3 protein-coding genes are annotated in these 2,661 nt (G+C 74.1%); 2 read left to right on the forward strand and 1 reads right to left on the reverse strand.

Annotated elements, in window-relative coordinates; all coding sequences use genetic code 11:
* Positions 1-69: 69 nt before the first annotated feature.
* Positions 70-519: a type II 3-dehydroquinate dehydratase gene (aroQ, locus tag ACFU0Y_RS17825; RefSeq protein WP_380216249.1), complete on the forward strand. Its 450-nt coding sequence runs from the start codon at positions 70-72 to the stop codon at positions 517-519.
* A gap of 4 nt (positions 520-523) precedes the next feature.
* On the opposite strand, the gene ACFU0Y_RS17830 is transcribed toward aroQ, so the two are convergent.
* Positions 524-1,687 carry a MarP family serine protease gene (locus tag ACFU0Y_RS17830; RefSeq protein ID WP_380216251.1) on the reverse strand — a complete coding sequence of 388 codons (1,164 nt, stop codon included), beginning with the start codon at positions 1,685-1,687 and terminating at the stop codon, positions 524-526.
* A 253-nt stretch (positions 1,688-1,940) separates the two neighbouring features.
* On the opposite strand from ACFU0Y_RS17830, the gene ACFU0Y_RS17835 reads away from it, so the two are divergent.
* Positions 1,941-2,618, forward strand: coding sequence for a Crp/Fnr family transcriptional regulator (locus ACFU0Y_RS17835; protein WP_380216253.1), 678 nt, complete (start codon positions 1,941-1,943; stop codon positions 2,616-2,618).
* Positions 2,619-2,661 lie beyond the last annotated feature (43 nt).

Here is a 2,661-nt window from a genome sequence, read left to right on the forward strand (position 1 = left end):
CGCTCCTGCCGTGCGAGGGGGCGCTGCGGCGCCCGGACCCGGGCCCGGCCGGGGTGAGAGGATGCGGGCATGACCACCACGCGCAGACCGATCTACGTCCTCAACGGCCCCAACCTCAACCTGCTCGGCGTCCGGCGCCCGGAGGTGTACGGCACCACGACGCTCGCGGACATCGAGGCGGCGGTCCGCGCCCGGGCCGCCGCGGGCGGCTGGGACGTCGAGTTCCACCAGTCGAACCACGAGGGCGTGCTGGTGGACCGGATCCAGGAGGCCCGCACCGGGGGCTCCGCGATCATCATCAATCCCGCGGCCTTCACCCACTACTCGATCGCGATCCACGACGCGCTCGAGGCCGCGGAGCTGCCCGTGGTCGAGGTGCACCTGTCCAACGTGCACCGGCGCGAGGCGTTCCGGCACACGTCCTACGTGTCGCTGCAGGCGGACGTGGTCATCGCCGGGGCCGGGGCCTTCGGCTACGAGATGGCCCTCCAGCACCTGCTGCGGACCCTGGCGGGCTGACGGCTCAGGCCGCGCAGCGCCCGGAGTCCACGGCCCGGGTGCGGCCCGCGGCGGCGTCCAGCGCCCCGCGCAGCTCGTCCAGGGTGAGGGCGTAGCCCACCTGCCCCTCGAGGGCCTTCGCGAAGACGACGCCGACGACGGAGCCGTCCTGCGCCACGAGCGGGCCGCCCGAGTTGCCCTGCTGCACCTGGCCGGCCAGCTGGATGATCTCCATGGTCCCGCCGGTGCCCTGCACGGGTGCGAGCGCCGTGCCCTGCACGGTGGCGGGCCCCGCGGCGAAGGGCCCGCCCAGCGGATAGCCCATGAAGGCGACCGAGTCCCCGGGCGCGGGGTCCTGCCCGAGCGTCAGTGCGCCCAGCGGCAGGGACGGCGCGGAGAGGACGGCGAGGTCGGTGGCCGGGTCGTAGTGCACGACGGCTGCGGGGTGCACCTGGCCGTCCCGCGTCTGCACCACCGGCTCGTCCACCCCGGCCACCACGTGGGCGTTGGTCACCACCTGACCGGCTGCGGTCACGAAGCCCGAGCCCGTCTGGTTCTGCCGGCACTCCACCGCCATGCCGTAGACCTGCACCACGGAGCGCCCGGCCTCCTGCAGCGCGGGCGTGCTCGTGCTCTCGTCCGGGGCCTCCTCGGCGGGGAAGAGCAGCTCGTCGAGCTGCCGGATCCCGGTGGCCCCGCCCACGGCGTCCCGGGCCTCGGTCACGGCCGCGCGCACGGGTCCCGGGGTGTGCTCGTCGATCGTGCGCAGCACGGTCGAGGACGCCACCTGCTGGGACAGGGCCGGGACGCCGAGCTGGCCGACGAGCGAGCCGAGCAGCGAGAGCACGAGCGCGGCGACGGCGACGTCGAGGGCCGCCCCGGCGATCCGGTTGAGCGCGCCCAGGCGCATCCGCTCGGTCACGGCGGACAGGGCCCGGCCCAGCAGCCCCCCCAGCATCTGACCGGCCACCAGCAGGACCAGGACCGTGGCGAGCACCGCGCCCACCCGGTACTGGGCGTCCACCTGCGCGCTCACCCAGGGCGCCGCCGAGAACGCCGCCACCCCGCCGAGCACGAGGCCGGCCAGGGAGAACAGGGAGTTGAAGAAGCCGCGGCTGAACCCGTAGAAGAGGTAGCCCAGCAGCACCACGGCCAGCAGGACGTCGAGCAGGTTGAAGGACGGGGACATCGGTTTCCTCTGCGGGGTCTTCGGGGCCGGGGCCGGGGAGCGAGCCACCAGCATAGGGAGCGCGGCTGGGAGATCCGTGGAGCGGGCCCGCCGCGGCCCCCCGGCCCGCCGCGCCCCTCCTTGGGATTCGCGGGCAGGAGACACTACAGTGAACGTCAGGTACGTTAGGTCGCTCACACACAGGTGCGGGCGACTCCCGCTGACATCGGCCGCCGCGGGCCACGGCCCGGCGGCGGCCCACTTGAGGAGAACCATGGATATCGACGTCCTCCGCCGCGCTCCCCTGTTCGCGTCCCTGGACGACCAGGCCTTCGCCGCCCTCACCGAGGAGCTGACCGAGGTCGACCTCTCGCGCGGGTCCACGCTCTTCCACGAGGGCGATCCGGGCGACCAGCTCTACTTCATCGTCTCGGGCAAGATCAAGCTCGGCCGCACCGCCCCCGACGGCCGCGAGAGCCTCGTGGCGATCATGGGCCCGGGCGAGCTGTTCGGCGAGATGGCCCTGTTCGACCCGAGCCCCCGCTCCACGTCCGCGACCGCCGTGTCCGAGACGCGCCTGGCCGGGCTCAAGCACGACAACCTCAAGAAGGTCATCGAGCGCTCCCCCGACGTCTCCGCGCAGCTGCTGCAGGCCCTGGCCCGCCGGCTGCGGCGCACCAACGAGAGCCTCGCCGACCTGGTCTTCTCCGACGTGCCCGGCCGCGTGGCCAAGGCGCTGCTGGACCTGGCCGACCGCTTCGGCCGCCCCGCCACCGACGGCATCCTCGTGGCGCACGAGCTGACCCAGGAGGAGCTGGCGCAGCTCGTCGGCGCCTCCCGCGAGACGGTGAACAAGGCGCTGGCCGAGTTCGTCCAGCGCGGCTGGATCCGGCTCGAGGCCCGCGCCGTGGTGATCCTGGACCTGCAGCGGCTCAAGCAGCGCAGCCGCTGAGACCTGCCCGCGGCGCGGGACGGCCCGGTCACCCACGGGGGGC

The organism is Kocuria sp. NPDC057446, assembly GCF_042802875.1.
Classification (GTDB): Bacteria; Actinomycetota; Actinomycetes; order Actinomycetales; family Micrococcaceae; genus Kocuria.

Excerpts from the sequence above, each read along its gene's own strand:
- aroQ (WP_380216249.1), top strand. The coding sequence starts at position 70 with ATGACCACCACGCGCAGACCGATCTACGTCCTCAACGGCCCCAACCTC.
- ACFU0Y_RS17830 (WP_380216251.1), bottom strand. The coding sequence starts at position 1,687 with ATGTCCCCGTCCTTCAACCTGCTCGACGTCCTGCTGGCCGTGGTGCTG.
- ACFU0Y_RS17835 (WP_380216253.1), top strand. The coding sequence starts at position 1,941 with ATGGATATCGACGTCCTCCGCCGCGCTCCCCTGTTCGCGTCCCTGGAC.